Raw genomic sequence first — 25,743 nt, forward strand, 5'->3', positions numbered from 1 at the left:
TTGCCGCTTTTGTTTTGGTTCAATTATGCTCAGTTTGAGCATAATTGAAAGCCCGCCCGAAAAAAGGGGCGGAAAGGAGATCTCGATGACGCGCCTTGCACCCCGCACTGAGGCGGTAGCGAACCCGGTCCCTGTCACCGCCGCGGAGCGTTTCGGTATCATCGAAAGACCCGAGCTTGCCTTCACGCCTGCGGTCGCGCGCGAGACCGAGCATCTCTACGAGAAGGTGAAGGATTTCATCCCGGCGATCGAGTGGCCGGCCTATGCGCCCTATGTTCATGCCATCAACCGGCTGAAGAAAGAGCGCAATGCCGTCATTCTCGCACACAATTATCAGACGCCCGACATCTTCCACTGCGTCGCCGATATTGTCGGCGATTCGCTGCAGCTTGCGCGCGACGCCACGAAGGTCGATGCCGAGATCATCATCCAATGCGGCGTGCACTTCATGGCGGAAACGTCGAAGCTGCTGAACCCGGAAAAAACGGTTCTGATCCCCGACGCCAAGGCCGGCTGTTCGCTGTCGGAATCGATCACCGGTGCCGACGTGCGCCTCTTGAAGCAGCGCTATCCGGGCGTTCCGGTCGTGACCTACGTGAACACGTCGGCCGACGTGAAGGCCGAGACCGACATCTGCTGCACCTCTTCGAACGTGCTCGCCGTCGTCGAAAGCCTGGAGTCCGACACGGTGCTCTGCATCCCCGACGAATATCTGGCAATGAACGTCGCGCGCCAGACCAACAAGAAGATCCTGACCTGGAAGGGCCATTGCGAGGTGCACGAGCGCTTCACCGCTGCCGAGTTGCTTGCCTACAAGGAAGCCAACCCGGGGATCGAAATCATCGGCCATCCGGAATGCCATCCGGATGTGATTGCCGTCTGCGACTTCGCCGGTTCGACGTCGGGCATGATCAACTATGTCAAGGACAACCGCCCGTCGAAGGTGCTGCTCGTCACCGAATGCTCGATGGCATCGAACATCCAGGCCGAGATCGAGGGCGTCGAATTCGTCAAGCCGTGCAACCTCTGTCCGCACATGAAGCGCATCACGCTGCCGAAGATCCTCGACAGCCTGCTCACCATGACGGAGGAGGTTCTCGTCGACCCCGCAATCGCCGATCGCGCCCGCCTGGCGGTCGAACGCATGGTGAATCTCAAGCAGTAACAATTCTGCCGGGTGATGTTCATCCGGATGCAGGCATGCGCATTGGAGGAGAATGAACCATGCTGACCGACCATTTTCGCCCGCAATCCTTCAACGGGATTGACGACATCGTCATCGTCGGCGGTGGCTTGGCCGGGCTGTTCTGTGCGCTGAAGCTGAGCCCCCGGCCGGTAACGATCCTTGCTGCCGCACCGATCGGCCATGGCGCTTCCTCAGCCTGGGCGCAGGGCGGCATCGCCGCGGCCATGAGCCCCGGCGACACATTCGAGAAGCATGTCGCCGACACGCTCACCGCCGGCGCCGGCATTGTCGACGAGAAGATGACGCGGATGATGGTGGCCGAAGGTCCGGCGCGCATTCACGATCTCTTGGAATATGGCGTGCCCTTCGATCGCGACCTCGAAGGCAAGTTGCTGCTCTCGCGCGAGGCGGCGCATTCCGAACGCCGCATCGTCCGGGTCAAAGGTGACATGGCCGGCAAGGCGATCATGGAGGCGCTGATTGCCGCGGTGCGCAAGACGCCTTCAATCCGCGTAATCGAGGGGTACGTCGTCGAGGAACTGGTTCGCGAGGGCCGGTTCATCTCCGGTGTCATCGCGCGTCCGGATGCAGGGCAGTCGAAGAAGCGCGTATCGTTCCCGGCGCGTGCCGTCGTGCTTTGCTCGGGAGGGGTCGGCCATCTCTATGCGGTAACGACCAATCCGTGGGAAGCTTGCGGGCAGGGGGTCGGCATGGCGGCGCGTGCCGGCGCGATCGTCGCCGATCCGGAATTCGTGCAATTCCACCCGACCGCGATCAACATCGGCAAGGACCCGGCGCCGCTTGCGACCGAGGCTCTTCGTGGCGACGGCGCCCATCTCTTGAATGCGGCCGGACACCGCTTCATGCTCGATATCCACCCGGACGGCGAGCTTGCACCCCGCGATATCGTTTCGCGCGGGGTCTTCGCCGAGGTCCAGGCCGGGCGCGGCGCCTTCCTCGATTGCACCAGGGCGGTCGGCAAACATTTCCCCGAGATGTTCCCGACCGTCTATGCCTCGTGCATCGCGGCCGGCATCGATCCGGTGACCCAGCCGATCCCGGTGGTGCCGGCGGTCCACTATCACATGGGCGGCGTACTCACCGATGCTGAAGGCCGCACCTCGATCGATGGCCTCTGGGCCGCCGGCGAGGTGACCTCGACCGGCGTGCACGGCGCCAACCGCCTCGCGTCCAACTCGCTGCTCGAAGCGGTCGTCTTTGCGGCCCGCATTGCCGAGAACATCAAGGGCACGCTGCCGACGCCGCAGCTCACCGAATGGGGCGACAATGCCGGCGAAAACGACGACCCCGTGACGGTGGAGGACAGCCCGCAGCTCAAGATTCTCCGCCAGGTCATGAGCGATTGCGTCGGCGTGATCCGCACCCGCGAGAGCTTGCTGAAAGCAATCCGGGAGATCGCGGTGCTCGAGCGCGAGAATACCCGCATGCGCTTCACCAACATCATCACGACCGCCAAGCTGATCACTGTCGGCGCGCTTCGTCGCACCGAAAGCCGTGGGGGTCACTTCCGCGCCGATTGCCCGTCGGAGCGGCCGGAATGGCGCCGCCGCACCTATTTGACGCTCGCCGACGCCAACCGTTTGGCCCAGGAGCTGGCGGAAACGGAAGCGGCATGAACTACGGCGCTGCGCGTCCTCTCTGCCGCGCATAGATCGCCGTAGCGCTTTGAATTGCTGCGCCCTTGAACCGGTTAGGGTTCAAGGCAACCTGCAGCAGGCCGGCATCTGCCGGCCGCCGCCTATTCGATTGAACATCAGGACCAGTGATAATGACCGCAGCCCTCCGCCCCGAACTGCCCGCACTGATGATCGAGGACCAGGTGCGCGCCGCACTGACAGAGGACCTCGGCCGTGCCGGCGACATCACCACGCTGTCGACGATCGGGCCGGAACTGACGGCAACGGCCGGCATGAATGCCCGCGATCCGGGCGTCGTCGCCGGGCTGGATCTCGCCCGGGCGGCCTTCCGCCTTGTCGATCCGTCGATCCGCGTCGAAGCACTGGTGGCGGACGGAGACCGAGTGGCGGCCGGAACAGCCATCGCTCGCATTTCCGGTCGCGCCCGCGGTCTGTTGTCAGCCGAGCGTGTCGGGCTGAACTTCCTCATGCATCTCTCGGGCATTGCGACCTATACGGCGAAATTCGCCGACGAGATCGCCCATACCCGCGCGAAGATCTGCTGCACCCGCAAGACCATCCCGGGGCTGCGCGCGCTCGAAAAATATGCCGTGCGCCTCGGCGGCGGTTCCAACCATCGCTACGGCCTCGATGACGCGGTGCTGATCAAGGACAACCACATCGCCGTTTCGGGCGGCGTTGCCAGTGCCATTCACGCGGCGCGGGCCTATTGCGGCCATCTCGTCAAGATCGAGATCGAGGTCGATGGTCTGGAGCAGATGCGTGAGGCGCTGACAGCGGCGCCCGACGTGATCCTGCTCGACAATATGGGTCCGGACCTTCTTCGCGAGGCGGTCGCGGTCAACCGGGCGCACTGGCAGCTTTCCGCCGACGCCTATGCACTCGACCCCCGCCGCACCCGGCTCGAAGCCTCCGGCAACGTCAAGATCGATACGGTGCGGGCGATCGCCGAGAGCGGCGTCGATTACATCTCGACCTCCAAGATCACCATGGCTGCGCCGACGCTCGACATCGGACTTGATGTGGTGATCGAGCGGTAGTCCGCCACCCTCGGTGGGGTCAGCGCTGCATGATGAACGGGCAGACGAAACGTTGGCCGACGGTGATTTGCGTGCCGCAATCATAGCGGCAGGTTCGGAACTGTCCGTTCGAATCCTGGCTGCTGAGATTGCAGATCGTTGTCTGCGGCTGCGAGCCGAGCTGATTCTTGAAATAGTCGGGCATCTTCGGCTTCTCGTCGATCCCCGATTGCGGCGGGCTGCCGAGCAGCGACGTCAGCAGGGTCAGTGCGAGTAGCATTGGGCTTACCTCAGTCGAAAATTTCGCATCGTTCTGGCGGAGCGCAGGCCACGAGCGTTTCGTCTCCACCCACTGCGCCAACCATATCATGATCCAGCCAATGTAAGTCGCGTCTCAGGATGTTTTTAAGTGCAGCGCCGCTTTCACCGATTGACGGCTGGCATCATCGCCCGCCAACCTTGAGGCCCGGGGCGGGGCGCTCGTCGAGGATCTGGCGACGGAAGCGGAAGAGCGCGGCCGGCCGGCCACCGGTCGACGAGAGCGTCATGCCGGTCGGCTCCACCAGTTCTGCGCCTTCGACGAGACGGCGGAAGTTCTGCTTGTGCAGGTGGCGGCCGGAAATCGCCTCTACAGTCGCTTGCAGGTCGGTCAGCGTGAACTCCGGCGGCATCAGCTCGAAGATGACCGGCCGGTACTTGATCTTGCCGCGCAGTCTCGCGATCGCAGTTGCCACGATGCGTCTGTGGTCATGGCGCATCGCCTGCCCGGCGGTCAGAACCTCGTGGCCGTTGCCGTGGCCGTCGATGACCGCCTCGTGGACCAGCCCGGCCTCATAGAGCAGTTCGTAGCGCTCCAGCACGCGCTCTTCATCCCAGGGGAAATCGTCGAGGCCGAAGGCGAGGCGGATGCGCGCCCGGCGTTGCGCAATCGGTCCCGCCCGCTCGTCGCCGGTGGCGCCAGTCTCCCAGCGGGCAAGCCCCGGCAGGATCGCTTGATCGAGGATTGACGGACGGCCCTGACGCCAATCCTCCCACGGCAGGTAGCCGTACCAATCACGCCAGTGCGCGCCGGCTTCGGCCAAGCGTTCGGTATTTTCGGCATCGGTCCGGGTCAGCGCCAGGTAGCCGACCGAGACCATGTGTTTGCCTTCTTCGCCCGGAAGCCGCTGGCGGCCGCGATCACCAAAGGTGTAGAGCTGCTCGATATAGCCGAGCTTCAGCGCAGTTCGCTTTTCGACGCGATCGCGCAGGCTCGTCTCGAATGTCCGGTGGAGCGCAGGGTCGAAGGGGCCGAAGGGCAGGCTGTCGCGCGCATCGCCATCCGCTTCGCTGACGGCGAGAATGCGCGGGCTGCGCTGGACGACGGCGACGATCGCCGCATTGAGGCCGATTTCGACGGTCGTCGGCTGCGTCTCAGTCGGCAACGGTTGCTCCCTCGACAAGAAGCGGCAGGACGAAGGGTGCGTTGCCGTCCGCATCCGCTCCCCGGCCGATCATGCGAACGGCGGCGATCAGCCGTCCGTTGCGCTCGAGCACCGCATCGCCGATTTCGATGAGCCGGCTATTCGGGGTCGCGAAGGGCGAGGCCCGCCGCAGGCGCTGCACCAATCCTGAGTCATCCTGGTCCGGCTCGGCCGCAAGCGCCGCGATGAGCGCGGCTGCGGGCGAACGGGAAACGCCCATCCAGCAATGGACGAGCAGCGGCCGCGCGCGGTCCCATTCGCGCGCAAAGGCGATGATCTGCCGGACATGGTCTTCCTGCGGTGCCACCAGATCGCCGGTGCCGGCGAAAGTGATGTCGTTCATGCCCAGTGTCAGGTGCCGCGCCTTGGTGATGACGCCCGGACGATGAAAATCCTGCCCTTTGGCGACCAGGCTGATCATCTCGGTACAGCCGTGGCGAACGGCCATCTCGGCAATGCGGGCGAGTGGCGAAACGACGATATTGGGCATGTCAGATGTCCGCTCGGGCCGGCAGGCGCTGCGCTTCCAGAACCTGGAAGCGCTCCGTGAACAGCCGTTGCGCTTCGACTGCCGGCAAGGGATCGATCAGCAGGGTTTCGCGGGTGATGCCGCGTGGTTGACCGAAGAACTTGCGCGCCTCCTCCACGGAAAAGCCGGCGAGCACCGTCGCTTCGAAATAGGCGGCGACATGATCTGCCTTCTTGATGCGATCCTTCAGCTCTTTGGAGCAATGAGGCGGCAGGCCGAATCTGAGATGGATGGCACTTTCCAGCCGCTTCTCCACCGACTTGTAGCCGCCGCCGACCACCGCCTTGAATGGCGAGATCATGTCGCCGATCACATATTCCGGCGCGTCGTGCAGAAGGGCCAGCAGGCAATCGTCGGCGCTGCATCTGTAGCTGCGGCGAAAGATGTCCTCGACCATCAGGCTGTGCTGCGCCACCGAGAAGGCATGGTCGCCGGCGGTCTGGCCGTTCCAGCGCGCAACACGCGCCAGCCCATGGGCGATATCGCTGATCTCGACGTCGAGCGGTGACGGGTCGAGAAGATCCAACCGACGGCCGGAGAGCATGCGCTGCCAGGCGCGGGTCGTGGTCACGCGCTTGCCTCGTCGGCGCTCGTCGGGAAGGTGAGCCCGGTCCATTCGGGCAGAACCATGGTCACCGCCACGTCGCCGGCAAGTAGCGGGACCCCATTCGCCATGGCCTCGCCGGCCTTGTCGATGCGCACGATCGCAAGCGCGGACTTGCCCTGGACGGTGCCCAACGCGCCGATGGCCTTGTCGTTCGCGGTGATCGTCGTTCCGGTCGGGGGGAGCGCCGTTTCGGCGGAAACGATCACGACCCGGCGGCGCGGCGTGCCGCGGTGCTGCATCCGAGACACCACTTCCTGGCCGACGTAGCAGCCCTTCTTGAAGGAAAGGCCGCCGTTCTTGTCCAGGAGAACGTCATGCGGAAAAGCATCTTGCGCCGCATAGTCGGTCCCGGCGGTTGCGACGCCCGCGGCGATGCGAAGCCGCTCGTGTTCTTCGACACTGGCAGTGTTGCCGGCTGCGTCCCCATAGCTGCGGAAGAGCGTTATCCCGGCCTTCTCGAAGCGGTGATCCCGGTAGGCACCATCAGGCGGAGCTTCGTCAAATATCACAGTGACAACGGCCGACGCATCGATCGACAGATCCACCGCCGATCGGAGCTTGTACATCGTCAAACGCTTCAGCAGGGCCTCCGCCTGGTCGCGCGCGGTTTCCAGCCGGAGGCCGTCGCCGTCACGGGAAATCATGAAGTCGAACAGGATCTTGCCCTGTGGCGTCAAAAGCGCCCCGGGCCGCGCTTCGTCGGGTGCCAGCGCGTCGAGGTCGGTGGTGATCAGTCCCTGGAGAAGATCTTCTGCGTCCTTGCCGGAGACGGCGACAATCGCGCGGTCGTCGAGGCGAATTCTGGGCATCGTTCGAATCCTGCTCGGTGGGGTGGAAACCCCGCTCTAACCTACTGCATGTTTCCTTTAGTCGTAGCCGATTAAAGGAAACATGCAGCAACTCGAAGTGCTACAGCGACCTTTGCATGTCTGATCAGACACGCGGCGCTGCAGAGCATTTCCAGCAAAAATGCGTAGCGGTTTTGCGTTCGGAAATGCGCAACAACAAAGACCGATCACGATGGCAATCCCGGTCGACTCGACCTGGCACCTTCGTGATCTCTTGGCGAAGAGGTAGGATGTTCGGAGAGGATCGGCAAGCGCGGTCGCCGGCGGTCAGTCGCCGGCGATGAAGAATTTCCACTTTCCGTCCGGCATGATGCCGACGCGGTAGAAGTTGTAGCTGCCGAACTCTTCCATGTCGGCAAAATCCCCTGCGGTGATCAGGCGGAACAGGTCGACCTTTTCCGGTGCCGTCAGCGAGGAGAGCTTCTTTTCCGCGAAGTATGGCCAGACATAGGCCTCCTGCGGCGTGCCCTTGTCCACCAGCACGAAGCCGGTCGACAGCACGTCGAGCAGGATCGCCAGAATCTCGACGCCTTCCTGGTCGCCCGAGAGGCTCTTCAGGACCGCAACCGGGTCTTCGTCGCCGGTGACACCGGTGACCTGGGTCTGGTTCGGGCCCTTGCCGAGCAGCGGGCGCAGGCGCTCGATATCGCCGGAAGCGGCCGCCTCGACGATCAGCTCGCGCATCCGGGCGACCGGCGCCGGTATCTTGGAAACGTCGGTCAGGACCTCGACAGGCCCGGCCGGCTCCGGCTCCTCGGCCGTGGGGGCCACGTCCTTGGTGATCGTCGCTGACTTGTTGATCAGCGGATCGGGCGTGGGGATTTCGAGCGGAAGCTTTTCTTCCTCTTCTGGCTCCTCCGCGACGGGTTCGGCCACGGGCGGCGTCGCCTTCTGCTCGCCGGCAGCGGGCTGCTCGGTGGGAACGGGTTGCGGCGCACCCTGCAATTCGCTGAGAGCAAAGGCGGGCGAGAACGCTGCCTGGGTGCTCAAGGCGACACCGGCCAAAAGCAGCGTAGCGAGGCGAACCGGAAGGGTCCGGTTTGCAAGATTCCGACTCATCGGGCAGTCCTGATATTACTGAAGCGTGCGCTGGGGTGAGAATTCACCGGCGAGCACGCGCTCGCGAAGCGACTTGAGCATCGCTTCGGCACCATCTTCGCCATGAAGCCGAACGGTTTCCCGCATGGCGAGCGCAATGGCCGCATCGGCGATGATTTCCGGCTCGATACCATCAGCCATGCCGTCCGCCCAGGCTTCGCTCTGGTGTTCCAGCGCAGCCTGCATTTTCTCGTGGACGATCATGTCATCGATGTCGGTCAGGCTTGGTTCCATCATTCGTTCCATGCGACTTCCATTGTGCAAGCGGTTCATTCTTTGGCCGTCCGGCTGAACTCCAACTGAACGACCGTGACGGACTCGCCACTTCTTACCACTCTCTTAACGAACTTAGCAGCCTTTTCCCGAAACGACACGGGGTCGTGAGAAAAGAGGTTAATTTATTGCTAATTTCCAAAGCGGGCGACGATTTCTGACGCAAGTGTTGCGCCTTCGGCACGGTATCGCTGCTCGGCGACGATAGCCGGTCCCGTGCAGGTTGTATAAACGGAGGCGAAGGTGCGGTACCCACGGTTGAAGGCGGCGGTCATCCTTTCGCGCCGTTTGATCTCGTCCGCCGTCTCCTTGTCGATCAATTCCTGCATCGAACGGCGCCAGACATCCTCGGGCTCCTTGACGCAAAGGTTCCTGAGATAATGGACGGAACCAAGAATTTCGGAAAGCCGAATCAACCTCTGGTCGTAGGGTGTGGGTTTCTCTTCCGCGACGACGGGGGCCGAGGTCGCGGCCTCGGTCGTCGCCGGTTCGTTCGACGTTGTTTTTTGCGCCGCCGCGCCGGTGGCGGCTGTCAGCGCGAAACCGGCCAGGGCGAGCCGCGCGAGGATCGGGGCAGTGATCATGGCTTCACCAAGCCCGAATTGACGGCGGTTTCAAGGCCGCGGCTGGATTCCGTGCCGATATCCGTGAGCCTTTCCACGCATTCGCGCACGCTGTCCGGGATCGGCAGGGCAAAGATTTCGGCGGGCGTGAACCAGCCAAGCCCGGCGGCATCGTCGCTGGCAACGGCAACCGCATCGGCGCTCGCCTCCGCTCTGAAAACCGAGAGCAGGAAATGGCGCCCTTCCGATTCTTTGCCGGGCAGGTCATAGGTTTCAAACAGCACGGGATTGCGCGCTTTGATGCCCGTCTCTTCCCAAAGCTCGCGGAGTGCCGTTTCAGCCGGCGTCTCTCCGGGTTCCGCCCGTCCGCCGGGAAAGGCGTACATGTCGGCCGACGGCGGATTGGCCCGCCTTACGAGCAGGTAACGGCCGTCGCGTTCGAGAATGACGGAGGAGGCGAGTTCGGGTTTGGTCGACATCGGGAATCAAATTGCCTCAGTAACGTTGACCCATCCTACGTGAAGTGCCACATCCGTGTCATGTGCGGACGTTTTGCGCTGACGGCGACGCCGGAAGAACTCATGGAATTGTTCGGCCTGCTGGAAAGCGATGACTTCCCGGCGCGATTCAACATAGCGCCGACACAGCCGATCATGGTCGTCGTCGCAGGCGAGCGCGCTCAGCCCGGCAGCAACCTTCCCGAGCGCAAGGCCGTTCTCGTGCGCTGGGGTTTCATGCCTGGCTGGGTCAAGGACCCGCGCGATTTTCCGTTGCTCATCAATGCCCGCGCCGAATCGGCGATCGAAAAGGCGTCGTTTCGCGCCGCCATGCGACACCGCCGCATTCTCGTTCCGGCCTCGGGTTTCTACGAATGGCGCCGGCCGCCGAAGGGCAGCCGTGAGCCGTCGCAGGCCTATTGGGTGCTGCCGCGAAAGGGCGGCATTGTCGCCTTCGCCGGCCTGATGGAGACCTGGTCGTCAGCCGACGGTTCCGAAGTCGACACCGCTGCGATCCTCACGACGGCAGCCAACGCCTCCATCCGGCAGATCCACGACCGCATGCCTGTCGTCATCCAGCCCGAGGATTTTGCCCGTTGGCTGGATTGCAAGACGCAGGAACCGCGCGAAGTCGCGGATCTCTTCGGCCCGGCGGCGGAGGATTATTTCGAGGCAATCCCTGTCTCCGACAAGGTCAACAAGGTCGCCAATACCGGCCCGGACATTCAGGACGCGGTGACACCCAAGACGATATTGGATGTCCCGCCTAAGGGCAAAAGCAAACCGGACATGCCCGATAGCGGGCAGATGTCCCTGTTTTGAACGAACAACCCAGGGGTTAGGCGGGCCGCTTGGTCAGTTTGGTCGCCGACTTTCCCTTCGCTTGCAGTGCAGCGGCGAGCACGGCCTTCAGGCCGAGCGGACGGTACTGTTCGACGAGATTGGTTGGCTTGGCGATTTCTTTGGTCTTTGCGGCTTTCACTTGCATTCACTCCTTGATGCTTTCCCGAACCGGATACATTCCGTTTTCGTCTTTCGGCGCGAAAACGATGCTCCTCCCTGTTCTCCGGAGACAGGAACCCGTGGTGCAGAACCAACTACACCGCGAATCTGTTTTCCGCATGGCGCTTCCAGATAAGCCTAATCATGACAAATCCATGGCCGCCGTTTCCGTTTCGATAGCCGACTGTGCTTGCATGCGGCTGACCTCTTGACCGAAATCGGGTGACGCGCGATAAGTGGGCGCATGAAAACGGTTATCTGCATTATCTGCCGGAAGATTATTCGCTAGCGTCCCGCTGGCCTGGCCGTTTTCGTCTCCTAAAATCCAAGATGACAAACGCGCGGGCCTCCCGGGCGCCGTATTTCGCCGGTTGTAAGCGTATTGGAGAATGGGAATGGGCGGAGCGCCGACATTGAAGCTGTACAACACGCTGACGCGGGAAAAGGTCGACTTCCGGCCGATCGATCCCGACAACGTCCGCATGTATGTCTGCGGCCCGACGGTCTATGACTATGCCCATATCGGCAATGCCCGGCCCGTGATCGTCTTCGACGTTTTGTTCCGGCTTTTGCGCCATGTCCATGGTGCCGAGCACGTCACCTATGTCCGCAACATCACCGACGTCGACGACAAGATCAACGCGCGGGCGCTGCGCGATTATCCGACGCTGCCGCTCAACGAAGCGATCCGGCGCGTGACGGAGAAGACCGAAACCCAGTTTCTTGCGGATGCCAAGGCGCTCGGCTGCCTCGATCCGAATGTGCAGCCGCGGGCGACCGACAACATCGCGCAGATGATCGAGATCATCGAGAAGCTGATCGCCAAGGGCCATGCCTATCAGGCCGGCGGCGAGGTGCTGTTCGATACCAAGTCGATGGCCGACTATGGCCAGCTTTCGAAGCGCAACCTGGACGAACAACAGGCAGGCGCCCGCATTGCCGTGGAAGCACACAAGAAGAACCCGGGCGACTTCGTGCTGTGGAAGCTCTCGACCGACAGCGAGCCGGGTTGGGAAAGTCCATGGGGCCGGGGCCGCCCGGGCTGGCACATCGAGTGCTCGGCCATGAGCGGACGCTATCTCGGCGAGGTCTTCGACATTCACGGCGGCGGGCTCGACTTGATCTTCCCGCACCATGAGAATGAGATCGCCCAGTCGCGTTGCGCCCACGGCACAGAGGTGATGGCGAATGTCTGGATGCACAACGGCTTCCTGCAGGTCGAAGGCCGCAAGATGTCGAAGTCGGAAGGCAATTTCGTCACCATCTACGAATTGCTGCACACCGAGAAGTTCGCCGGCCGCCAGTGGCCGGGCGAAGTGCTGAGGCTCGCCATGCTGATGACGCATTATCGCGAGCCGATCGATTTCTCGGTGAAGCGGCTGGAGGAAGCCGAACATCTGCTTTCCAAGTGGCCGGTGCCGGACGGTGCAACGGGTGAGGCCGATCCGGCGGTGGTTGCCGCACTTGCGGACGATCTCAACACCGTCGCTGCCGTTCAGGCGCTCCATGCTCTCGCTCAGAAGGCGGCGGCCGATCCCAAGCTGCTCGGCACCTTCGCTGCCAGTGCGGCCCTCATCGGCGTCGTGCCCGAGGCGGTCGAGCTGGACGAAGCCGTGGTGCACGACATCGACAGCCGTGTCCGTGCCCGCCTGGAACTGCTGAAGGCGAAGAACTTCGCCGAGGCCGACAAAATCCGCGACGATCTAGTGGCGCAAGGAATCCAGCTCAAGGACGGCAAGGATCCGGCAACCGGCGAGCGTGTGACGACCTGGGATATCAAGCGGTGATCGCGAGCCTGGCGGCGTGTCTTGCCCGGTCGCATTGATCGGGACCGGACAGAGCCATCCGGGGACGGCGGAAACGCGGAGTGCATGCATGAAAGAGGAGTTCGTGCGATGATCGACCATACGGGCATTCCGGTCGCGGATTTCGGCCGGTCGCGGTCGTTCTACGACAAGGCCTTCGCTCCGCTCGGCGCCTCGCTGCTGATGGTGGTGCCGGTGGAACATACCGGCGGCGTCAGGGTCGGCGGCTATGGCCGCGAACGGCCGGTCTTTTGGTTGCACGAGGTGGATGCGGCTGGCTCGGGTCGGCACTATGCGTTTTCGGCGCGGAACCGCGCGGAAGTCGATGCCTTCTACGAAGCGGCGATGGCGGCCGGCGGGCGCGACAATGGCGAGCCGGGACTGAGGCCGCACTACCACCCCGACTACTACGGGGCCTTCGTGCTCGATCCCGACGGCAACAATATCGAAGCCGTCTGCCACGCGCCGGGCTGAGGAGGAGTTGCGATGAGTCTCGACAACAGGCCCTATTATACTGGCGGCTGCCAGTGCGGCGCGGTCCGTTTCCGTGTCGAGGGCAGGCTCGGCGACGCCTCCGTCTGCCATTGCCGCATGTGCCAGAAAGCGAGCGGCAACTTCTACATGCCGCTGGTTTCGGTTCGCGGCGCGCACGTCACCTGGACGCGCGGCGAACCCAAGCGCTTTCAGTCCTCCAACGCAGCACGGCGCGGTTTCTGCGGTGATTGTGGTACGCCGCTGACCTATGAGGCGCCGGACGGCATGGCCCTGGCGATTGCCGCTTTCGACGAACCGCAGGGCATCGTGCCGACCGTCCAGTGGGGCATCGAGCGCAAGTTGCCCTATACCGATCACATATCGGAATTGCCCGGAGTTGCTACGATGGAGGATCCGGACGCGGTCGAATTCCTGACCGATCTCGTTTCCTACCAGCATCCCGACCACGACACCGAAACCTGGCCCCCGGAGGAAAGACGATGAGCGAAAACGTTCGAACAGGCGGCTGCCAGTGTGGCGCAGTCCGCTTCCGTATCCGCGGTCAACTCGGCCGCCCGTCGATCTGCCATTGCCGCATGTGCCAGAAGCAATTCGGCTCGTTCTTCTCTGCGCTGGTGACGGCGCCGAAAGACGGCGTCGAATGGGTGCGGGACGAGCCGAGCTACTTCCAGTCCTCCGTCAACATCGATCGCGGCTTCTGCCCGAAATGCGGCACGCCGATGACCTACCGGCATCCCGGCGGTATCGAGATCGCGATCGGCACCTTTGACGATCGCACCGATCTCGCACCGAAGATCCAGGTCAACTACGCCTCGCGCCTTCCCTGGGTCGAGACGATCTTCGAGCAGCCGGTCCTGGAGGATCCGGACTTCTACGCGCGGCAGGAAAGCATCATCTCCTTCCAGCACCCGGACCATGAAACCGAGCAATGGCATCCATCGGGAGCGTTCCGGTGACCATCTCCCGCATCTATACCGGTGGATGCCAGTGTGGCGCCGTCCGCTACCGCGCCGAAGGCACGCTCGCGGATCCGCATATCTGCCATTGCCGAATGTGCCAGAAGGCGGCCGGAAACTACTTCATGCCGCTGGCGAACGTCGCGCGTGACAGTTTCGACATTACCCGCGGCCAGCCGTCCTGGTTCCGCTCGTCGCATCTGGTCCGTCGCGGCTTCTGCAGCCACTGCGGCACGCCGCTGTTTTACGACATGCCGGATGCGGGTTTCATCAACATCACGCTCGGTTCGCTCGACGATCCGGATGATGTGTTGCCTCTCTATCAGGCCGGCGTCGAGTCCCGAGTCCTCTGGTTCTCGCGGCTCGCCGGGCTGCCGGAAAAAGAGACGGATGACGGCAGCGAGGTGTCCGCCACCCGCCATCTGATCATACTGGAAACGAACCGCCAGCACCCGGACTACGACACCGTGCACTGGCCGCTGACGAAAGACTGAAAATGACGACTGTATTGCGTACGCTCTATCCGGAAATCGAACCCTATGCCTCGGGCCACCTCGATGTCGGTGACGGTCACGTGATCTATTGGGAAAAGGTTGGCACGCCAGGCGCCAAGCCTGCCGTCTTCCTGCACGGCGGGCCCGGCGGCACGATTTCTGCCAATCATCGCCGCCTTTTCGACCCGACACTCTATGATGTGACCCTGTTCGACCAGCGCGGCTGCGGCAAGTCGACACCGCATGCGAAGATCGAGGCCAACACCACATGGCATCTCGTTGCCGATATCGAGCGACTGCGCGCAGAGGCCGGGGTCGACAAGTGGCTGGTCTTCGGTGGCTCCTGGGGATCGACGCTTGCGCTCGCCTATGCCGAGAAGCATCCGGAGCGGGTTTCGGAACTCGTGCTGCGCGGCATCTATACGCTGACGAAAGCCGAACTCGACTGGTACTATCAATTCGGCGTCTCGGAAATGTTCCCGGACAAGTGGGAGCGGTTCATCGCGCCGATCCCGGAAGCAGAGCGGCACGAGATGATGCACGCCTATCACCGTCGCCTGACGAGCGACGACAAGGCAACGCGCCTTGCGGCTGCAAAGGCCTGGAGCATCTGGGAAGGCGAGACGATTACGCTGCTGCCGGAACTATCGACCAGCGCTCCCTTCGAGGACGACGAATATGCCGACGCCTTCGCGCGCATCGAAAACCACTTCTTCGTCAATGCCGGCTGGATGGAGGATGGCCAATTGTTGCGGGATGTTCACCGGCTTCACGGCATTCCCGGGGTTATCATCCATGGGCGCTACGACATGCCTTGTCCGGCGAAATATGCCTGGCAGTTGCATAAGGCCTGGCCCGGGTCCGAGTTGCACCTGATCGAGGGGGCAGGGCACGCCTATTCCGAGCCGGGCATTCTCGACCGGCTGATCCGCGCCACGGACAGATACGCAGGCAAGACCAAGTAAGACCAGGCAAGAACAGAGCAGTTGGACGATTAGCCATGACCAGGGAACGCATCTACCTCTTCGACACGACGCTACGGGACGGGCAGCAGACGCCCGGCATCGACTTTTCGGTCGAGGACAAGATTGCGATTGCGAGCCTGCTCGACGGCTTCGGCATGGACTACATCGAGGGCGGCTATCCGGGTGCGAACCCGACGGATACCGAGTTTTTCACGCGCAAGCGCACGCAGAAGGCCGCTTTTGTGGCCTTCGGCATGACCAAGCGCGCCGGCGTTTCGGCGTCCAATGACCCGGGCCTCGCGGCGCTGCTTGCCGCCAAGAGCGACGCGATCTGTCTGGTCGCCAAGAGCTGGGACTACCATGTCGAGGTTGCACTCGGCTGTACCAACGAGGAAAATCTCGACAACATCCGCGCTTCGGTCGAGGCCGTGGTCGCTTCCGGCCGTGAGGCGATGGTCGACTGCGAGCATTTCTTCGATGGCTACAAGGCCAATCCGGCTTACGCGCTCGCCTGTGCGAAGACGGCCTTTGAAGCCGGCGCCCGCTGGGTCGTTCTCTGCGACACCAATGGGGGCACGCAGCCACCGGAGGTGCGCGAGATCGTCGCCGCGGTGATCGCCGCCGGCGTGCCCGGCGCCAATCTCGGCATACACGCCCATAACGATACCGGCCAGGCGGTCGCCAATTCGCTGGCCGCGGTGGAAGCTGGCGTGCGCCAGATCCAGGGAACGCTGAACGGCATCGGCGAGCGCTGCGGCAACGCCAATCTCGTCACACTGATCCCGACGCTCGCGCTCAAGGAGACCTATTCCAGCCGCTTCGAAACGGCGATCGATGCCGATCGCTTGCAGGAATTGACGAAGCTCGCCCATTCGTTCGACGAGCTATTGAACCGTTCGCCGGATCAGCAGGCCCCTTACGTCGGCGCATCCGCATTTGCCACCAAGGCCGGCATCCATGCCTCGGCGCTGCTCAAGGATCCGCGCACCTACGAGCATGTCGCGCCCGAGAGCATCGGCAACCTGCGCAAGGTCATGGTATCGGACCAGGGCGGCAAGGCCAATTTCATCAACGCGCTGAAGCGCCGCGGCATCGCTGTGAGCAAGGACGATCCGAAGCTCGACAAGTTGATCGCCATCGTCAAGGAGCGGGAAGCGACCGGCTATGCCTATGAGGGCGCGGACGCGAGTTTCGCGCTGCTCGCGAGCCGCATTCTCGGTACGGTGCCGGACTTCTTCCACGTCGAAAGCTTCCGCGTCATGGTCGAGCGCCGCTTCGATGCCAACGGCAATCTGAAGACCGTGTCGGAAGCGGTGGTGAAGGTGGTGGTCGATGGCGAGACGATGATGTCGGTTGCCGAAGGGCACGGGCCCGTCAACGCGCTCGACCTCGCGCTGCGCAAGGACCTCGGCAAGTACCAGTCGGAGATCGCCGATCTCGAGCTCGCGGACTATAAGGTTCGTATCCTCAACGGCGGCACCGAGGCGATCACGCGCGTGCTGATCGAATCGACCGACGGAACCGGCGCGCGCTGGTGGACGGTGGGCGTCTCCGACAATATCATCGACGCATCCTTCCAGGCACTGATGGACAGCATCATCTTCAAGCTGCTGAAGAACCGGGACCATGTGGGCCTGATCGCTGCCGAATGACGTCGGCGGCAAGCTAAGACTGGGTCCTCTCCGGCGGGGTGATGAGTAAAACTCACCATCCCTTCACGGAAATGAATTGGTACATAACCGCGCATTGGGGTAGGACGCTTCATGGGAGCTTGTGCCGGCTGGCAAGCCGCGCCTTCCCTACAGCGCCGCGCGTCCCGTCAGACAGGTCCTGTCGCACTTTGTATTGCTGCATGTTTTGCCCTTGAGTCGGAGACGATTTAGGGAGACGGGCAGCAGAGATCGGAGAGCGGCTCGTTCCACCAAGGCTCGCCGGCAAACGCACCAGGAAAAGATGTTATGGCTGAGCCGAACGCGAAAGTACCCGCCGAAAACACCGATTCCGCGAAAGGCTTTGCCTTCGCGCTGACCGCCTATCTCCTTTGGGGCTTTCTGCCCTTCTTCATGAAGGCCGTCGCTCACATTCCGGCGCCGGAAGTGGTGGCGCACCGGATCGTGTGGTCGGTGCCGCTTGCAGGCCTGGTTCTGCTCTGGCTCGGGCGTACGGATGACATCAAGGTGGCGCTGCGCTCGCCGCGCATGCTGCGCATGGCGGCGCTGACCGCCGTGTTGATCACCATCAACTGGGGCATCTATGTCTGGGCGATCGGTGCCGGCCGGGCGATCGAGACGGCGCTCGGCTACTACATCAACCCGCTGTTTTCTATCTTCCTCGGCGCGGTGCTGCTGAAGGAGAAGCCGAACCCGGCGCAGATGGTTGCGATTGCGCTTGCGGCCTCCGCGGTCGCCGTACTTGCTTTCGATGCCGGTGGCCTGCCGTGGGTATCGATCGGCCTTTGCCTGTCCTGGGGCTTCTATGCCTTCTTCCGCAAGACCCTGCCTGTCGGTCCGAACCAGGGCTTTTTCCTGGAAGTCCTGCTGCTCAGCGTTCCGGCGCTCGGCTATATAATCTGGCTCGAGGCGACCGGGCAGGGCCATTTCGGAGATACCGGCACGGCCGATATTCTCTGGCTGATGTCCTGCGGTGTCGTCACTGCCATTCCATTGATGATCTATGCCAACGGTGCCAAGTTGCTGCGCCTGTCGACGATCGGCATCATGCAGTACATCGCCCCGACGATGATCTTCCTGATTGCCGTTTTCGTCTTCCATGAACCCTTCGGCACGGCGAAGCTCATTGCCTTCGGCCTGATCTGGGCGGCGCTGGTGATCTATTCGGGCGCAATGCTGGCCGAAAGCCGGGCGCGCCGGGTGCTGCAGGCAAGTCCCGCGGAATAGGCTCGCAGTCGATCCAAATCAAAAAGGCGCGTTGGTGGACGCGCCTTTTTCATGTCGGTGCTTGCTGCCATCAAAGACGGGAGATGATCTCTGCCTCGCCCTCGCGGCCATTGCCACCATTGGCAGCCGCCAGGATGGCCGGCACGATATCAGCGGCGTTGTCGACGACCAGTGGCTGCACGAGATGCGCGGTGTGGACGAAGCCCTCGTCGCGCATGTGCTGCAGCAGGTCGAGCATCGGCCGCCAGAAATTGTTGATGTTGCCGAAGACCATCGGCTTGCGGTGACGGCCGAGTTGCGCCCAGGTCATGATCTCGACGATCTCTTCCAGCGTGCCGATGCCACCAGGGAGCGCGACGAAGGCGTCGGCGCGTTCGAACATTGTGTGCTTGCGCTCGTGCATGTCGGCAGTCACGATCAGCTCGTTGAGTTGGCCGAGTGAGTGGCGGGTCGCTTCCTTGTCCATCAGGAATTCAGGGATGATCCCGGTGACTTCGCCGCCGTTCGAAAGGACGCCGCTGGCGACGGCTCCCATGATGCCGCGCGTGCCGCCACCATAAACGAGGCGGAGACCGTGATGGGCGATCGAGCGGCCAAGTGCGCGGCCGGCTTCCATATAGGCATTGTCGCGTCCGGGCTGTGAACCGCAATAGACGCAGATGGATCGAATCGTGGTGCTTTCGGTGCTCATGCCCCCAAAAGACATTGCACCGCAGCAAGGGTCAAGAAAAATGAGGGGAAAGCCGGTTTTCAGCCGTTTGCCGGGGGGCCGACAGCTTGTATGGCGAATCAGGAATCGCTAGCAATTTCAGGGATTGATTGAAGAAATCGGACGGTTGCTTGCTGTTGCGCTATAATGCATGGCGTTAGCCCGCACCGCAGGCCGATGAGAGGGCATGCGCGGAGTTCTGCTCCGCTCCGTGTGGAGAGTGGCATGATAAAAAATAGGGCCGGCTGGGTGGCCATTACTGTCCTCGTGGCAGCAACAGCGTTGATGGTATTCGTGGTGCAGCCGAACTTGCGCGGTGACGCCAAGAAGCCGGCGGAAGAGCCGGCGGCAGGCAATGCGACAGAGTCGAACGAAACCGCTTCTGGCCCGCAAGCGACCGAGGGAACGGCGAAACCGCTGGACACCAAGGCCGGTGAGGCCGCCGGCGCGACGGCAAACGCTGCGGCGACGAACGCACCTGCCGAAAACTCTGCCGTGCCCGGGTTCGACGTGTTGCGTGTGGAGCCGGATGGATCGACGGTCATCGCTGGGCACGCGCAGCCCGGTTCGAAGCTCGAGATCCTGAGCGGCGATGCCGTTGTCGGTACCGCCGATGTCGGCGCGACGGGCGACTTCGCAGCGGTGTTCGACAAGCCGTTGCCGGCCGGCGACTATCAGTTGACGCTGCGCAGCACCGGTGACGACGGCGCCGTGAAGACCTCCGAGGAAGTCGCGACCGTTTCGGTTCCCAAGGACCCCTCGGGACAGCTTCTCGCCATGGTGTCCAAGCCGGGTGAAGCAAGCCGGCTGATCACGACGCCGGAAGCGGCCAAGAGTGAAACCGCGCCGACAATCGACGGCAAGCCGGCTGAGGTCGCATCGCAGACGCCGCTGGCAACCGGCGACGCGTCTTCGGCACCGGCAAAGACGGCTGGCGTACCCGGCCTGCAGGTGACCGCCGTCGAGATCGAAGGAAGCAAGATGTTCGTCGCGGGCAGCGCCAAGTCGCATGCGCTGGTGCGCGTCTATGCGGATGACAAGCTGATCGGCGAAATCAAGGCCGACGACAAGGGCAATTTCGTTGTCGATGGCGAGGTCGAGTTGACCGTGGGCAGCCACATCATCCGCGCCGACATGCTGAACGAGGATGGCACCAAGGTCGCCATGCGCGCATCGGTTCCCTTTGATCGCCCCGCCGGCTCCCAGGTTGCCGCAGTCGCGCCGTCGGGCACGCCTTCGGCGACAGCCGGTCTTGATGGCGTGCGCGCCGAGGCCGGCAAGGCGCTGGCCCTCTTGAAGGGACTTTATGCCAACGGCAAGGTGCCGAGCGGCGAGCAGCTTGCCGCAGCGCGTTCCGCGACGGAAATTGCACTGAAGTCGCTGGCGGATTTCCGGCTTGCCGACAGTTCCGATCAGGCGCTGGCGGCGGCTGCGTCGCGGGCTTCCAAGGCGGCAGCCGACGCGCTGTCAGCCTTGAAGGCGGCGCCGCAGGATGCGCCGAGCGTCGCCTCGGCGCTTGCGAAGGTCGATGCGACCGTCGGTCCGGTTCTGGCTGAGCGCGGCAGCGCGACGCCGGCATCGGACGGGCAAGCCCAGCAGAAGGGCAATGCCCCTGCGCCGGGTGAACTGGCGAAAGTCATGGGCGCAGGCAGCGCGATGGCCAGCGACGCCACGACGCCGGTACAAGGCACGGAAGCCGCAGCCGCTGTCCCCCAGCAGGAAGAGCCGCAGACCGTCCAGCAGGAACCGCTCAAGGAGAGCAAGTCCTCGGTGATCATCCGTCGCGGCGATACGCTGTGGCAGATATCGCGTCGCGTCTATGGTGCGGGCTTGCGCTACACCACGATCTACCTTGCCAACCAGGACCAGATCGAAGACCCGGACCGCATTCGCCCGGGGCAGGTTTTCGGCGTGCCGGATAAGGCGTTGCCCGATGACGAATCCCGCGAGATTCACAGAAAGCACATGAAACACGAGCAATAGGCAGCCGATCGTCCGCCGGCACATTGCGGCGGCGGCGTTGGATGCCTATCTCTCGATCCAGGGCGGCGCCTTCAACGAGGCGCCGCTTTTCATTGAACGGTGATGGTGGCGTTGCTTGTCTCGGGCTACGGCCTGAATCGACCTCGATGTGAGGACGAAGAGCAGCGCGAAACGTAAGAGCGGATCAGAACGTGGCACCCCAGAAGAAAACTGTTTCGGCCGATACGAGCAATCCGTTGCAGACGATTGCCAATCTCTGGCCCTATATGTGGCCGAAGGACAGGGCCGACCTCAAGCTCCGGGTCATCTGGGCAACGGTCATTCTGATCATCGCCAAGGTCGTTCTGATCCTCGTTCCCTATTCCTTCAAATGGGCGACGGACGCGCTGAACGGCAAGCCGGACGTTATGGGCTTCCTGCCGGAGGTCCTGACCGGCGCCGTCATGCTGGTGCTTGCCTACAACCTGGCGCGCCTGCTGCAGGCGGGACTGAATCAGCTCCGCGACGCACTGTTTGCAAGCGTCGGCCAGTACGCCGTCCGCCAGCTCGCCTACAAGACCTTCGTGCATATGCATCAGCTCTCGCTGCGCTTCCATCTGGAACGGCGCACGGGCGGGCTTTCGCGCGTCATCGAGCGCGGCACCAAGGGCATCGAGACGATTGTTCGTTTCACCATCCTGAACAGCCTGCCGACACTGATCGAGTTCTTGCTGACGGCCGTGATCTTCTGGTGGGGCTACGGCTTCGGCTATCTCTTCGTGACCGCCGTTACCGTCTGGCTCTACATCTGGTTCACCGTCAAGGCGAGCGACTGGCGCATCGCCATTCGCCGCTCGATGAACGACAGCGACACAGATGCCAATACCAAGGCGATCGACTCGCTCCTGAACTTCGAAACGGTCAAGTATTTCGGCAACGAGGACATGGAGGCCCGACGCTTCGACAAGTCGATGGAGCGCTATGAAAAGGCGGCAACGCAGGTCTGGACCTCGCTCGGCTGGCTCAACTTCGGCCAGGCGCTGATCTTCGGTGCCGGCACGGCGGTCATGATGATCATGTCGGCGCTGGCCGTTCAGCGCGGCGAGCAGACGCTCGGCGATTTCGTCTTCGTCAACGCCATGCTGATCCAGCTCGCGATCCCGCTCAATTTCATCGGCTTCGTCTACCGCGAAATCCGCCAGGGCCTGACGGATATTGAGCATATGTTCGACCTGCTCGACGTGCAGGCGGAAGTGGTGGATCGCCCCGATGCCGCCGAGCTCGTCATCGGCAAGGGGGCTATCGCCTTCAAGGACGTGCATTTCGCCTATGATCCGGCCCGACCGATCCTCAAGGGCATCACCTTCGAGGTGCCCGCCGGCAAAACCGTTGCCGTCGTCGGCCCGTCGGGCGCCGGCAAGTCGACGCTCTCCCGGCTGCTTTATCGCTTCTACGACGTGCAGGAGGGGGCGATCACCGTCGACGGCCAGGACGTGCGGACGGTGACGCAGAAGAGCCTGCGTTCGGTCATCGGCATGGTGCCGCAGGATACCGTGCTCTTCAACGACACGATTGCCTATAACATCCGCTACGGCCGGATTTCGGCCAGCGAGGCGGAGGTCGAATCGGCCGCTGAGGCCGCACAGATCGCCGGCTTTATCCGCTCGCTGCCGGAAGGCTTCCAGGCCATGGTCGGCGAGCGCGGCCTCAAACTTTCCGGCGGCGAGAAGCAGCGCGTCGCGATTGCCCGCACGATCCTCAAGGCGCCGCCGATCCTGATCCTCGACGAGGCGACCTCGGCGCTCGACACTCGGACGGAGCAGGAAATCCAGTCGGCGCTCGACGTCGTCTCGCGCAATCGCACGACGCTGGTCATCGCGCACCGGCTCTCGACGGTGATCAACGCCGACGAGATCATCGTGCTGAAGGATGGCGTCATCGCCGAGCGCGGCACCCATGGCGAGTTGATCGACCGCGATGGCCTCTATGCCTCGATGTGGAGCCGCCAGCGCGAAGCGACGCAGGCGGAAGAGCAGCTGAAGCGGGTGCGCGAAAACGACGATCTCGGCATCGTCACGCGCGGCGAGCCGGCGGTCTGAGGATGTTTGCTGGTCGCGACGCGTTTTGTCGCTATGGGGCGGGTGGCGTTGCCCGCTGGGGCATTTCGCGGTAGTTCACGTTCCACGGAAAATCTGGAGTAGAGTTTATGAGTCTGGTCAATACGATCCGCAACACGCTCGTCCCGGTGCACAAGGAAGGCTATCGCTTCGTTGCGATCTTCTTCGTCGTGTCGCTGGTGCTTGGCTTCCTGTGGGAGCCGTTGATGTGGATCGGCTTCGTGCTGACCGCCTGGTGTGCCTATTTCTTCCGGGATCCGGAGCGCATGACGCCGATCGACGACGACCTGGTGATCAGCCCGGCCGACGGCCGCGTTTCGTCGATCGCCACGGTGATGCCGCCGGAAGAGCTGAACCTCGGTTCGGAACCGATGCTCCGCATCTCGGTCTTCATGAATGTGTTCAATTGCCATGTGAACCGTGCGCCGATGGCGGGCACGATCACCCGCGTCGCCTATCGCGCCGGCAAGTTCGTCAACGCCGAGCTCGACAAGGCCAGCCACGAGAACGAGCGCAACGGCCTCGTGATCGACACGAAGCACGGCGCGATCGGCGTCGTGCAGATCGCCGGGCTCGTTGCCCGCCGCATCCTCTGCTGGAAATATGAAAACGGCTCGCTGGACGCCGGCGAACGCTTTGGCCTGATCCGTTTCGGCTCGCGCCTCGACGTCTTCCTGCCCGCAGGAGCCGAACCGCGCGTCAGCGTCGGGCAGACTGCCGTAGCGGGTGAAACCGTGCTTGCCGAATTCGGTTCGGCCAAGGGCCCGGTCCTCAGCCGTCGCGCATAAGGAGTGTACATGGAAGGCTCTGAACAGGAAAAACCGGCCGAACCGCTCAATGTCGGCGGCGACGCGAGCGGTTCAAACGACACCGGTCGCGGCCCTCGGCTGCGCGAGATACCGCTGCGCCTGATGATCCCGAACCTGATCACGGTGCTGGCGATCTGTGCGGGCCTTTCGGGCATTCGGCTCGCCTTCGAAAACCGCATCGAGCTTGCCGTTGCCATGGTGTTGCTTGCGGCCTTTCTCGACGGCATTGACGGCCGCGTCGCCCGCCTCCTGAAGGCGACGTCGAATTTTGGCGGCCAGATGGACTCGCTCGCCGATATCATCAATTTCGGCGTCGCACCGGCGCTCGTGCTCTATGTCTTCATCCTGGATCAGGCCCGCTCGATCGGCTGGATCGCGGCTCTGATCTACGCGATCGCCTGTGGCCTCAGGCTTGCGCGCTTCAACGTCATGGCCGAGCGCCAGTCCAAGGCGCCGTGGCAGTCGGAATATTTCGTCGGCGTGCCGGCCCCGGCGGGCGCCATGCTGGTCCTGCTTCCGGTCTACCTCGGCCTCCTGGGCCTGGCGCCGGAGCGCACCTTCGCGCTGATTGCATCGGGCTACACCGTGCTGATCGCCTTCCTGCTGGTCAGCCGCCTGCCGGTCTGGTCCGGCAAGTCGGAAAATAGCCGCGTGCGCCGTGATCTCGTCCTGCCGGCCATTCTCGGTGTCGTCTTCTATGTCGCGACGCTGATGACCTACACGTGGGAGACGATGGCGGTGACGGCGCTTGGCTACCTGATCACGCTGCCTTTCGGCGCGCGCTCGTGGCAGCGCAAATATGGCGGCGATTGGCCGGCCCATCCATCGACGGGCGGCGATGGCCTGCCCGGTGACAAGGAATGATTGAGCTCCAGCTCAGGTACAAAGGAAAAGGCCACCGTGGCGACACGGTGGCCTTTTTCCGTTTGGGTAAGTCCTACTGCATGTCTTCCTGAATCGACCTCGATTTAAGGAGACGGACACGCAGCAAATCAAAGCGCCGCAGCGACCTTTGCGCGTCGATAAGACGCGCGGCGCTGTAGAGGATTACTCCGGCATCCGGTAGTCGACGATCTTGTCTTCGCGGACGATATAGAGCTTGCCGGTCTCGGTCTGCTGCGGACCGACGAGCGCAAGCAGCCTGGCCGCGACCTCTGAAGGATGCGGCACGGTCTCCGGATCCTCGCCGGGCATTGCCTGCGCGCGCATCGCCGTGCGGGTGGCGCCGGGATCGACGGAGAGGACGCGCAGCGGCAGGCGCTGCGTTTCGCCGGCCCAGGTGCGGGCAAGAGCCTCGACGGCTGCCTTCGACGCGGAGTAGGGCCCCCAGAAAGGTTTGCACTTGTGGGCGGCACTGGACGACAGGATCAGCGCGCGGCCGGCATCCGATTTGATCAGCAGTGGCTCCAGCGAGCGGATCAGCCGCCAGGTGGCGTTGACGTTGATGTTCATCACCTTCTCGAACACCTTCGCCTCGACATGGCCGATCGGCGAGATGGTGCCGAGGACGCCGGCATTGGCGACCATGATGTCGAGCTTGCCCCAGCGCTCGTTGATCGCGCCGCCGAGCTTGTCGATCGCTGTCATGTCGGCGAGGTCGAACGGCACCAGCGTCGCCGAGCCGCCCGCGGCCTTGATCGCGTCGTCGAGTTCTTCGAGCCCGCCGACGGTGCGCGCGCAGGCGACGACATGGGCACCGGCCTTGGCCAGTTCGAGAGCGGTGAAATAACCGATACCGCGCGATGCGCCGGTGACCACGGCCACCCGGCCTTTGAGATCGATCGTCATTTT

The 25,743-nt window shown here is 63.1% G+C and carries 29 protein-coding genes; 16 read left to right on the plus strand and 13 right to left on the minus strand.

The window, feature by feature from the left end; genetic code table 11:
• Positions 1-85 precede the first annotated feature (85 nt).
• The 3 genes from nadA (at position 86) to nadC (ending at position 3,884) form a co-directional block, all read left to right on the plus strand.
• Positions 86-1,165 carry a quinolinate synthase NadA gene (gene nadA, locus ACQ5BM_RS04470; RefSeq protein WP_429808303.1) on the plus strand — a complete coding sequence of 360 codons (1,080 nt, stop codon included), beginning with the start codon at positions 86-88 and terminating at the stop codon, positions 1,163-1,165.
• A 59-nt stretch (positions 1,166-1,224) separates the two neighbouring features.
• Positions 1,225-2,823 (plus strand): L-aspartate oxidase, encoded by a 1,599-nt coding sequence (locus tag ACQ5BM_RS04475; protein WP_429808306.1) that lies wholly within the window; start codon positions 1,225-1,227, stop codon positions 2,821-2,823.
• A 152-nt stretch (positions 2,824-2,975) separates the two neighbouring features.
• Entirely contained in the window at positions 2,976-3,884 is a 909-nt protein-coding gene (gene nadC / locus ACQ5BM_RS04480) for a carboxylating nicotinate-nucleotide diphosphorylase (RefSeq protein WP_429808309.1), read from the plus strand.
• Positions 3,885-3,903: 19 nt separating this feature from the next.
• Here nadC and ACQ5BM_RS04485 read toward each other — a convergent pair whose 3' ends face one another.
• The 9 genes from ACQ5BM_RS04485 to ACQ5BM_RS04525 form a co-directional block, all read right to left on the minus strand.
• The gene (locus tag ACQ5BM_RS04485) at positions 3,904-4,143 is read right to left on the minus strand and encodes a hypothetical protein (RefSeq protein ID WP_429808312.1); all 240 of its coding nucleotides are present in this window, start codon (positions 4,141-4,143) and stop codon (positions 3,904-3,906) included.
• A gap of 163 nt (positions 4,144-4,306) precedes the next feature.
• A complete protein-coding gene (locus ACQ5BM_RS04490; protein WP_429808315.1) occupies positions 4,307-5,341 on the minus strand; it encodes an NUDIX hydrolase in 1,035 nt (344 codons plus the stop codon).
• A complete protein-coding gene (locus tag ACQ5BM_RS04495; protein ID WP_429808318.1) occupies positions 5,277-5,816 on the minus strand; it encodes a tyrosine phosphatase family protein in 540 nt (179 codons plus the stop codon). Before ACQ5BM_RS04495 ends, ACQ5BM_RS04490 begins: the two co-directional genes overlap by 65 nt.
• A gap of 1 nt (position 5,817) precedes the next feature.
• Positions 5,818-6,426 (minus strand): YfbR-like 5'-deoxynucleotidase, encoded by a 609-nt coding sequence (locus ACQ5BM_RS04500; RefSeq protein WP_429808320.1) that lies wholly within the window; start codon positions 6,424-6,426, stop codon positions 5,818-5,820.
• Positions 6,423-7,271, minus strand: a complete 849-nt coding sequence (locus tag ACQ5BM_RS04505; RefSeq protein WP_429808323.1) for a YgfZ/GcvT domain-containing protein — start codon at positions 7,269-7,271, stop codon at positions 6,423-6,425. Before ACQ5BM_RS04505 ends, ACQ5BM_RS04500 begins: the two co-directional genes overlap by 4 nt.
• Positions 7,272-7,577: 306 nt before the next feature.
• Complete coding sequence (locus tag ACQ5BM_RS04510) at positions 7,578-8,369, minus strand: hypothetical protein (protein WP_429808325.1); 792 nt, start codon at positions 8,367-8,369, stop codon at positions 7,578-7,580.
• A 15-nt stretch (positions 8,370-8,384) separates the two neighbouring features.
• Positions 8,385-8,654 (minus strand): hypothetical protein, encoded by a 270-nt coding sequence (locus ACQ5BM_RS04515; RefSeq protein WP_429808328.1) that lies wholly within the window; start codon positions 8,652-8,654, stop codon positions 8,385-8,387.
• 158 nt (positions 8,655-8,812) lie between these two features.
• A complete protein-coding gene (locus ACQ5BM_RS04520) occupies positions 8,813-9,265 on the minus strand; it encodes a TIGR02301 family protein (RefSeq protein WP_429808331.1) in 453 nt (150 codons plus the stop codon).
• Positions 9,262-9,723 (minus strand): NUDIX hydrolase, encoded by a 462-nt coding sequence (locus ACQ5BM_RS04525; RefSeq protein WP_429808334.1) that lies wholly within the window; start codon positions 9,721-9,723, stop codon positions 9,262-9,264. The genes ACQ5BM_RS04520 and ACQ5BM_RS04525 overlap by 4 nt, the downstream gene beginning before the upstream one ends.
• Before the next feature lie 60 nt (positions 9,724-9,783).
• On the opposite strand from ACQ5BM_RS04525, the gene ACQ5BM_RS04530 reads away from it, so the two are divergent.
• On the plus strand, positions 9,784-10,563 hold the full coding sequence (locus tag ACQ5BM_RS04530) for an SOS response-associated peptidase (RefSeq protein WP_429808337.1): 780 nt from the start codon (positions 9,784-9,786) through the stop codon (positions 10,561-10,563).
• Between the two features lie 16 nt (positions 10,564-10,579).
• Here ACQ5BM_RS04530 and ACQ5BM_RS04535 read toward each other — a convergent pair whose 3' ends face one another.
• Together ACQ5BM_RS04535 and ACQ5BM_RS04540 are read right to left on the minus strand one after the other, a co-directional pair.
• Positions 10,580-10,723, minus strand: a complete 144-nt coding sequence (locus ACQ5BM_RS04535; protein ID WP_173516032.1) for a hypothetical protein — start codon at positions 10,721-10,723, stop codon at positions 10,580-10,582.
• A 162-nt stretch (positions 10,724-10,885) separates the two neighbouring features.
• Positions 10,886-11,080 carry a hypothetical protein gene (locus tag ACQ5BM_RS04540; protein WP_429808341.1) on the minus strand — a complete coding sequence of 65 codons (195 nt, stop codon included), beginning with the start codon at positions 11,078-11,080 and terminating at the stop codon, positions 10,886-10,888.
• A 58-nt stretch (positions 11,081-11,138) separates the two neighbouring features.
• Here ACQ5BM_RS04540 and cysS point away from each other — a divergent pair, with 58 nt between their 5' ends.
• From cysS to rarD, 8 genes are all read left to right on the plus strand, one after another.
• A complete protein-coding gene (cysS, locus tag ACQ5BM_RS04545) occupies positions 11,139-12,530 on the plus strand; it encodes a cysteine--tRNA ligase (protein WP_429808344.1) in 1,392 nt (463 codons plus the stop codon).
• A 108-nt stretch (positions 12,531-12,638) separates the two neighbouring features.
• On the plus strand, positions 12,639-13,022 hold the full coding sequence (locus tag ACQ5BM_RS04550; protein WP_429808346.1) for a VOC family protein: 384 nt from the start codon (positions 12,639-12,641) through the stop codon (positions 13,020-13,022).
• A gap of 12 nt (positions 13,023-13,034) precedes the next feature.
• Positions 13,035-13,526 carry a GFA family protein gene (locus tag ACQ5BM_RS04555; protein ID WP_429808349.1) on the plus strand — a complete coding sequence of 164 codons (492 nt, stop codon included), beginning with the start codon at positions 13,035-13,037 and terminating at the stop codon, positions 13,524-13,526.
• On the plus strand, positions 13,523-13,999 hold the full coding sequence (locus ACQ5BM_RS04560; protein WP_429808351.1) for a GFA family protein: 477 nt from the start codon (positions 13,523-13,525) through the stop codon (positions 13,997-13,999). The genes ACQ5BM_RS04555 and ACQ5BM_RS04560 overlap by 4 nt, the downstream gene beginning before the upstream one ends.
• The gene (locus ACQ5BM_RS04565) at positions 13,972-14,493 is read left to right on the plus strand and encodes a GFA family protein (RefSeq protein ID WP_429808354.1); all 522 of its coding nucleotides are present in this window, start codon (positions 13,972-13,974) and stop codon (positions 14,491-14,493) included. The genes ACQ5BM_RS04560 and ACQ5BM_RS04565 overlap by 28 nt, the downstream gene beginning before the upstream one ends.
• Positions 14,494-14,495: 2 nt before the next feature.
• A complete protein-coding gene (gene pip, locus ACQ5BM_RS04570; protein ID WP_429808357.1) occupies positions 14,496-15,458 on the plus strand; it encodes a prolyl aminopeptidase in 963 nt (320 codons plus the stop codon).
• Positions 15,459-15,493: 35 nt separating this feature from the next.
• The gene (gene cimA / locus ACQ5BM_RS04575) at positions 15,494-17,110 is read left to right on the plus strand and encodes a citramalate synthase (protein WP_429808360.1); all 1,617 of its coding nucleotides are present in this window, start codon (positions 15,494-15,496) and stop codon (positions 17,108-17,110) included.
• 306 nt (positions 17,111-17,416) lie between these two features.
• Entirely contained in the window at positions 17,417-18,355 is a 939-nt protein-coding gene (gene rarD, locus ACQ5BM_RS04580; RefSeq protein WP_429808363.1) for an EamA family transporter RarD, read from the plus strand.
• A 70-nt stretch (positions 18,356-18,425) separates the two neighbouring features.
• Here the strand turns inward: rarD and ACQ5BM_RS04585 are convergent, their stop codons facing one another.
• The gene (locus tag ACQ5BM_RS04585) at positions 18,426-19,046 is read right to left on the minus strand and encodes a TIGR00730 family Rossman fold protein (protein ID WP_429808366.1); all 621 of its coding nucleotides are present in this window, start codon (positions 19,044-19,046) and stop codon (positions 18,426-18,428) included.
• Between the two features lie 243 nt (positions 19,047-19,289).
• Between ACQ5BM_RS04585 and ACQ5BM_RS04590 the strand changes: the two genes are divergently transcribed.
• The 4 genes from ACQ5BM_RS04590 (at position 19,290) to pssA (ending at position 24,816) form a co-directional block, all read left to right on the plus strand.
• Entirely contained in the window at positions 19,290-21,047 is a 1,758-nt protein-coding gene (locus ACQ5BM_RS04590) for a LysM peptidoglycan-binding domain-containing protein (protein ID WP_429808368.1), read from the plus strand.
• A gap of 191 nt (positions 21,048-21,238) precedes the next feature.
• On the plus strand, positions 21,239-23,125 hold the full coding sequence (locus ACQ5BM_RS04595; protein ID WP_429808372.1) for an ABCB family ABC transporter ATP-binding protein/permease: 1,887 nt from the start codon (positions 21,239-21,241) through the stop codon (positions 23,123-23,125).
• A gap of 107 nt (positions 23,126-23,232) precedes the next feature.
• The gene (locus tag ACQ5BM_RS04600) at positions 23,233-23,931 is read left to right on the plus strand and encodes a phosphatidylserine decarboxylase (RefSeq protein ID WP_429808374.1); all 699 of its coding nucleotides are present in this window, start codon (positions 23,233-23,235) and stop codon (positions 23,929-23,931) included.
• Positions 23,932-23,940: 9 nt separating this feature from the next.
• Positions 23,941-24,816 carry a CDP-diacylglycerol--serine O-phosphatidyltransferase gene (gene pssA, locus ACQ5BM_RS04605; protein WP_429808377.1) on the plus strand — a complete coding sequence of 292 codons (876 nt, stop codon included), beginning with the start codon at positions 23,941-23,943 and terminating at the stop codon, positions 24,814-24,816.
• Positions 24,817-24,999: 183 nt separating this feature from the next.
• On the opposite strand, the gene ACQ5BM_RS04610 is transcribed toward pssA, so the two are convergent.
• Entirely contained in the window at positions 25,000-25,740 is a 741-nt protein-coding gene (locus tag ACQ5BM_RS04610) for an SDR family NAD(P)-dependent oxidoreductase (RefSeq protein WP_429808381.1), read from the minus strand.
• Between the last annotated feature and the right edge of the window lie 3 nt (positions 25,741-25,743).

It is taken from the genome of Ensifer sp. B1-9, assembly GCF_050474445.1.
GTDB lineage: Bacteria > Pseudomonadota > Alphaproteobacteria > Rhizobiales > Rhizobiaceae > Ensifer.